The organism is Amycolatopsis rubida, assembly GCF_900115345.1.
GTDB classification, from domain to species: domain Bacteria; phylum Actinomycetota; class Actinomycetes; order Mycobacteriales; family Pseudonocardiaceae; genus Amycolatopsis; species Amycolatopsis rubida.
Window position 1 is genome coordinate 20,966 of the sequence record NZ_FOWC01000031.1, and the last position, 6,200, is coordinate 27,165.

The 6,200-nt window shown below is 69.9% G+C and carries 8 protein-coding genes; 7 read left to right on the plus strand and 1 reads right to left on the minus strand.

The features are described 5' to 3' along the window. Window positions 1-4 precede the first annotated feature (4 nt). From BM362_RS45710 to BM362_RS45720, 3 genes are all read left to right on the plus strand, one after another. Window positions 5-292, plus strand: a complete 288-nt coding sequence (locus BM362_RS45710; RefSeq protein ID WP_093577378.1) for an arginase family protein — start codon at window positions 5-7, stop codon at window positions 290-292. Window positions 293-667: 375 nt separating this feature from the next. Continuing rightward, window positions 668-1,780 (plus strand): CynX/NimT family MFS transporter, encoded by a 1,113-nt coding sequence (locus BM362_RS45715; protein ID WP_208865540.1) that lies wholly within the window; start codon window positions 668-670, stop codon window positions 1,778-1,780. A 124-nt stretch (window positions 1,781-1,904) separates the two neighbouring features. Next, a complete protein-coding gene (locus tag BM362_RS45720) occupies window positions 1,905-2,411 on the plus strand; it encodes a flavodoxin domain-containing protein (protein ID WP_067580089.1) in 507 nt (168 codons plus the stop codon). Between the two features lie 3 nt (window positions 2,412-2,414). Here BM362_RS45720 and BM362_RS45725 read toward each other — a convergent pair whose 3' ends face one another. Beyond that, window positions 2,415-2,891 carry a TetR family transcriptional regulator gene (locus tag BM362_RS45725; protein ID WP_067578811.1) on the minus strand — a complete coding sequence of 159 codons (477 nt, stop codon included), beginning with the start codon at window positions 2,889-2,891 and terminating at the stop codon, window positions 2,415-2,417. Between the two features lie 137 nt (window positions 2,892-3,028). On the opposite strand from BM362_RS45725, the gene BM362_RS45730 reads away from it, so the two are divergent. The 4 genes from BM362_RS45730 to BM362_RS50885 all read left to right on the plus strand — a co-directional run. Next, a complete protein-coding gene (locus BM362_RS45730) occupies window positions 3,029-3,268 on the plus strand; it encodes a hypothetical protein (protein ID WP_244287497.1) in 240 nt (79 codons plus the stop codon). A 183-nt stretch (window positions 3,269-3,451) separates the two neighbouring features. Continuing rightward, window positions 3,452-4,654 (plus strand): MFS transporter, encoded by a 1,203-nt coding sequence (locus BM362_RS45735; protein WP_342029844.1) that lies wholly within the window; start codon window positions 3,452-3,454, stop codon window positions 4,652-4,654. Window positions 4,655-4,747: 93 nt separating this feature from the next. Next, window positions 4,748-5,947 carry a PadR family transcriptional regulator gene (locus BM362_RS48625; protein ID WP_244287498.1) on the plus strand — a complete coding sequence of 400 codons (1,200 nt, stop codon included), beginning with the start codon at window positions 4,748-4,750 and terminating at the stop codon, window positions 5,945-5,947. 128 nt (window positions 5,948-6,075) lie between these two features. Next, a partial coding sequence (locus tag BM362_RS50885) for a PHP domain-containing protein (protein ID WP_167545684.1) occupies window positions 6,076-6,200 on the plus strand: 125 nt, incomplete at its 3' end.

Here is a 6,200-nt window from a genome sequence, read left to right on the forward strand (position 1 = left end):
CACCGTGCTCGCGGCCAGCACCTGTTCGGCAATTCTCGCGACGCTGCCCGCCGGATTCCTGGCGTACCCGGCCTGCGTGGTGCCGCGGATCGACGCGTACGGCGATTTCCCCACTCCGCATACCAGGGAATCGGGTCACCTCGACGGACTGCTGCCCCGCGAGATCTTCGAAGCGATCGCGGCCGTCGAACATCCCGGTCTTGAACTGGCCGAGTTCGCCGCGTCCGGTGACGAACGCACTGACGCGCACGTGGCTGAGTCCATTGTGGCCATGATCGCGCCGGTGCGCTGAACCAGCGCGGGACGGCCCGGCTGGTTCAGCGGTGCCGCTGCGCGGCCGGACTGCCCCGCGAGTCGAGCGCGGTCGGCGAATCCGGGCACCGGTAAGGCTGTTGCCGACCTGGCGCCCGACCGGGCAGGATCGGTACCGGCGAGTCCGCCCGATGCCGGTGGTATCCAGCGCTGGGCGCAGGGAGTGCTCCGGCGGCGGGGGAGAGGTTCCGATGATCGACGACCCGGTTCTGCGGCCCGTCGGTGCTGTGCGGCGCGGAGGCCGGGCCGTCCCAGCGCTCCCCGGGGCGGAGGCCGCATGACCGCCCGTGCCGCCCCCGAGCGCGCGACCTCGCTGCGTCCGGCGCTCGTCCTCGCCGGCGTCCTGCTGATCGCTGTGAACCTGCGCGCCGCGATCACCTCTCTCGGCCCCGTTCTGAGCTTCGTCCAAGCCGACCAGGGGCTTTCCTCGGTAGCCGCGTCCGTCTTGGTCAGCGTGCCGCTCATCGCGTTCGCCGCGTGCTCCCCGATCGCCCCCAAGGTTGCCGCGAAGCTCGGCCTTGAACGCGCGCTCGGCGCGGCGGTGCTGCTGCTCGCGATCGGGATCCTGGTGCGCTCGGCTCCGCCGCAGGTGTTGCTGTGGACTGGAACGGCCCTGCTCGGGGTCGCCATCGCGATCCTGAACGTCCTGCTCCCCGCGCTCGTCAAACGTGATTTCCCGGCCCGCGTCGGGCCGATTACCGGCACGTACACCGCCGTCCAGTCCGGTGTCGCCGCGATTGCTGCTGGGGTCGCGGTCCCGCTGGCCGGGCAGCAGGCCGGCGGATGGCGGCTTTCGCTGGGCGTCTGGGCGGGGCTCGCGCTCGTCGCTCTCGGGGTTTTTCTGCCGCAGCTGCGCCGTTCCGCCGCCGCACCGGCGCTCGTGCGGACGACCGGTGCGGCGCGGCCGTGGACGAACGGGCTGGCCTGGCAGGTCACCGTGTTCATGGGGTTGCAGTCGCTCGCCTTCTATGTGCTGGTGACCTGGCTGTCTTCGATCGAGCACGCCGCGGGGCTCAGCTTGGTGACGGCTGGGTTTCACCAGTTGCTCTTCAATCTTTCCGGTCTGGTTGGCAGCTTGGTCTGCTCCGTGTTGATCCACCGGCTGCCTGATCAGCGTCCGATTGCGATCACGGGATCGTCGTTGTTGACGGTCGCGTTGACTGGGCTTCTGGTCGCGCCGGGGATCGCGGTGGTTTGGGCTGTCTTCGCCGGGTTGGCTGGCGGGAGCACGTTGGCGTTGGCGTTGTCGCTGTTTGGGCTGCGTACCAAGAATTATTCTGACGCTGGGGTGTTGTCCGGGATGGCTCAGTCTGCGGGTTATACGCTGGCGGCGCTGGGGCCCATCGTCATCGGGGCGGTGCATGACGCTGCTTCGTCTTGGAAGCCCGCGCTGGGGGTGCTGATCGTGCTGGCGCTGGTGCAGACGGTGTTTGGGGGGTTGGCTTCTCGGCATCGGACGATGGGGTGAGTGGTCGCGTTCTCGTGGCACCCGAAGCCTGAGTGTGCGGTCCGGCCTGAAAGCCGCGAAGAGCCCTTCACGGACGGCGGCGTTCGGCCGGGCGAGGTTCGTCTCGGGGGTGGACAATAAAGTCATGATCAATGTCCTCGTCGCGTACGCGGGCAAGCACGGTGGCACCCGCGAGATCGCCGAAGTTGTCGGCGAGGAGTTGCGCGCGGCCGGGTTTGCCGTCGACGTGCGTGATGCGGGCGAGGCCGGCAGTGTCACGGCGTATGCCGCGGTGGTGGTCGGCAGTGCGCTCTACTACTCGCGGTGGCGGCCCGAAGCGGTGCGGTTGCTGGAGCGCAACACCGAGGCGTTGCGGGCGCGTCCGGTGTGGTTGTTCCACAGTGGACCGTGTGGTCCTGGCGCGAATTCAGCCAGGGTGAGCTTGCCCGCACGGGTGACGTTGCTGGCCGCTGCGATCGACGCGGGGCGCACCGAAACGTTCGGTGGGCGGCTTGATCCGGCGCTTGCGGAGGGCGTGCTGGAAAGGCTGATGGCGCGCGGCAGCCGGGCCGGGGATTTTCGCGACTGGGAGCGGATCCGGGCGTGGGCGCGGGACATCGGCCGCCGGGTGCACTCCCGTGTTCCGGTCTGAGCCTCAGGCCGAGCCGAGCACCCGCACCACCGTGGCCGAAAGCTCTCTTTCGGCTTCCTCCGTGGAAAGCCGTCCCGCGTCGACCTCGCCCGCGGCGGCGTGGCTGAGCTGAATGATCACCGTGACCAGCCAATCCGCCGGCGGACGACGGTCGAACTCCCCGGCGCGCTGCCCGCGTTCGACGATCGGCCGCAATCTCTTGGCGACTGGCTCGTGCTGCGAGGCGAACCGGCGCAGCAGCATCGGATAGCGCGAGGACGTCCGGCGAGCGGAGGCTAGCACTCGTAAGACCGCGTCGACAGCTTCCTCGGTGAGCCGGTCGAGCACCGCGGCCAGAAGCCGTTCGCGGGACGGGAAATGGGCGTACACGGTTTGCCGGGTTACGCCCGCCGCCGCGGCGACGGCTTCGACGCTCGCGTCCGGATCCGCTTCCAGCACGCGGAGCGCCGCGTCGAGTATCGCGGCGCGGAGTTTCACCATTTCTTACACATTGTCAAGGTTAGCTCGGACGGATACCTTACAGTGTGTCAGAGTTTATCCGCCGAACGCGGCGATCCCGGGGAGTTCACTTCGTTCACTGACGATCTGGTGCGCACCGACGAAGACGCGGCGGCAGGGTGCGGATCGACCGCGAGCGGCTGATCGCGCATTGCCTTCCGGTGCGGAAAACCGGCCGGAAAGCCGGATCGAAGTCCACGAGGCGATGGCCGAGGACGACCGCATCGCCGCGCGGTACACGCTGCACGTTCGCCAGCCAGGAAAGGGAGATCGAGGTCGCGTTTTTCGGGCGGTTCACCGGGGACGGCCGGATGCGCGAGGCGCACCTGCTGACCCGTTCGGCGCAAGCGCCCGGGTAGCCCGTTTCATCCTTTTTCGCTGGGTATGTCAGGGGCCGGGGGAGTCCACATGCGACTCTTGCCTCTCCGCCGCACCGGGTGTAGACCAAGCCGGTGACCGAAAACGCAGCAGGGGGCAGGGAAAAACGCAAACTCAGCGCCGATCAGCGGAACTCGTTCCTCGCCGCGTGGCTCGGCTGGAGCATGGACGCGTTCGACTATTTCCTGGTCGTGTTCGTGCTCGCGGACATCGCGAAGGACAAGTCGTTCGGGGCCACGGCCACCCAGCTGGCGTTCATCACCACCGCGACGCTCGTCATGCGCCCGCTCGGCGCGCTGCTGTTCGGGTTGTGGGCGGACCGGTCCGGGCGGCGCATCCCGCTGATGGTCGACGTCCTGCTGTACTCGGCGGCAGGCGTGCTGTGCGCGGTCGCGCCGAACTTCACCGTGCTGCTGATCCTGCGGTTCGTCTACGGCGTCGGCATGGGCGGTGAATGGGGCCTGGGCGCGGCGCTCGCGATGGAGAAGATCCCGGTGGAGCGGCGAGGGTTCTTCTCCGGGCTGCTGCAGGCCGGCTACTCCGCCGGGTACCTGCTGGCCGCGCTGGCGTACCTGCTGTTCCACACCGCACTCGGCCTGGAGTGGCGGTGGATTTTCGTGCTGAGCATCTTCCCGGCGCTGATCAGCCTGCTGATCCGGGCGCGGGTCAAGGAATCCGAGGTGTGGGAGGCGGCGCAGGAGAAGATGCGCGTCACCCGGACGTCGGTCAAGGACGTCCTGTTCAACCCGAAGGTGCTGCGCCGGTTCGGGTACCTCGTGCTGCTGATGACCGCGTTCAACTGGATGAGCCACGGCACCCAGGACGTGTACCCGACGTTCCTGAAGGCGACCGAGCACGGCGGCGCGGGCCTGAGCGCGGCGACCAGCACGTGGATCGCCGTGCTGTACAACGTCGGCGCGATCATCGGCGGGCTGGTCTTCGGCTCGCTGTCGGAACGCTTCGGCCGCCGGATGACGATCGTCGGCGCCGCGGTCCTCGGCCTGCCGATCGTCCCGATCTTCGCCGTCGACCACGGAGCCGGGATGCTCGCGCTCGGCTCGTTCCTGATGCAGATCATGGTGCAGGGCGCGTGGGGCGTCATCCCCGCGCACCTGACCGAGATGTCCCCGGACGCGATCCGCGGTTTCTTCCCCGGCGTCACCTATCAGCTCGGCAACCTGCTGGCCGCGCTGAACCTGCCGATCCAGGAAAGCATCGCGCAGTCGCAGGGGTACCCGGCCGCGCTGCTGTGGACGGTGATCCCGGTGCTCATCGCGGTCGCCGTGCTGACCTCCCTCGGGAAGGAAGCGAAGTCCATCCGCTTCGGCGGCGAAGGCGCGACCACCGCGCCCGCCGGGACGTCCTGAGCTTTCTGCCCGCTGGGTCCAGGCGGCCTTGCCGTCGAACAATCGCCGATATATCGTGGGCATATCGGCGATTGTTCGACGGAGGAGGATGACATGACCAGGACCGCAGGCGGGGGACACCTGTTCCGGGGCTTCGGCGGCCCAGAACGCTTCGGTGGACACGGAGTGCCGTTCGGATTCGGCCGCCCCGGAGCGATTCACCCTGGCGACGGGGACCGCGGGGTGCCGTTCGGCAGGCCGGAGGCGCACGGCGACGGGCCCGGCGAGGGGAGGGGGCGACATCCGGGCGGGCCGGGGGAGGGGCCCGGGTGGCCTGGGGCAGGCGGGGAGCGTGGCTGGCCTGGGCGGTTCGGCGGTCTGGGAGCCGGGTTCGGCCAGCATGCGGTGTTCGGTGAACCCGGTGCCAGGGGCGGGCAGGCCGGGCTGTTCGGGGAGCCGGGAGTTGCCTTCGGCTGGCCCGGTCATGTGGGCTGGCCGGGGGAATCTCAGGGACACCCTGGTCACCCGGGCTGGGACGCGGGTTGGCCGGGCGGGCATCCGGGCTGGCGTGGCGGGCCGGGGGAACCTCACGGACACCCCGGTCACCCGGGCGAAGCGGGGGAGCACCACACGCACTTCGGCCGTCCGGGCGAGCACCGGGGCCACCCCGGTCGCCTGGGCCGGCCCGGCGGCGAGGAGGCCTGGGACGACACCGTGCTCGAAGCCCGGGGCGGCTTCCCGCCCGGCCCGCCGGGACCGCCCGGGCCGCCGCATCGGCCGGGATTTCCCGGTTTCCCTGGCTTCCCGGGCGGCCCGGGCGGGTTCTTCGGGGGTCCGCCCCGCGGCGGGCGAGGCCCGGCCCGCCCGGTGCGTCCGGCGGTTCTCGCCCTGCTGGCGGAGGAACCCCGCCACGGCTATCAGCTGATGCAGGAAATCCGCCGTCGCACGCATGACGAGTGGCGGCCCAGCCCGGGGTCCATTTACCCGATTCTGCAGCAGCTTGAGGACGAAGGCCTGGTCCGCACCGCGGAGGAGGGCGGCCGTCGCGTCGCGCATCTCACGGAAGCGGGGCGGGAGCACGTCGCGGGGCGCGCGGAGGAGTTCGCCGCGCTTTGGGAGTCTCCGGCTCGCGACGAGGAGCCGGGTGCGGACCGCTTCGCGGCGCTGTATCAGCAGATCGGCGAGTTGGCCGGGGCCGCGGCGCAGGTCGCGCACACCGGCAGCGAGGCGCAATGCGCGGAGGCGCGCAAGGTCCTTCGCGAAGCCCGCCGCCGGCTGTACGCGTTGCTCGCGGACGACGACTCCGAAGAATAAAACCCGCCGGTTGGCGAGTCCATTGTGGACTCGCCAACCGGCGGTCACCTCGGGGCACAACCGGAGGTGGTCCGAGCACGCGTGTCGGTTGTTGGACGGCGGCGCGGTGCGGCGGGTCCAATGCGGCCATGCCATCGTTTGTCCACCTGCACGTCCATACTGAGTATTCGATGTTGGACGGTGCGGCGAAGATCGGGCCTTTGTTCGCGGAGGCGGCCCGGCTGGGGATGCCCGCGGTGGGGATGACTGATCA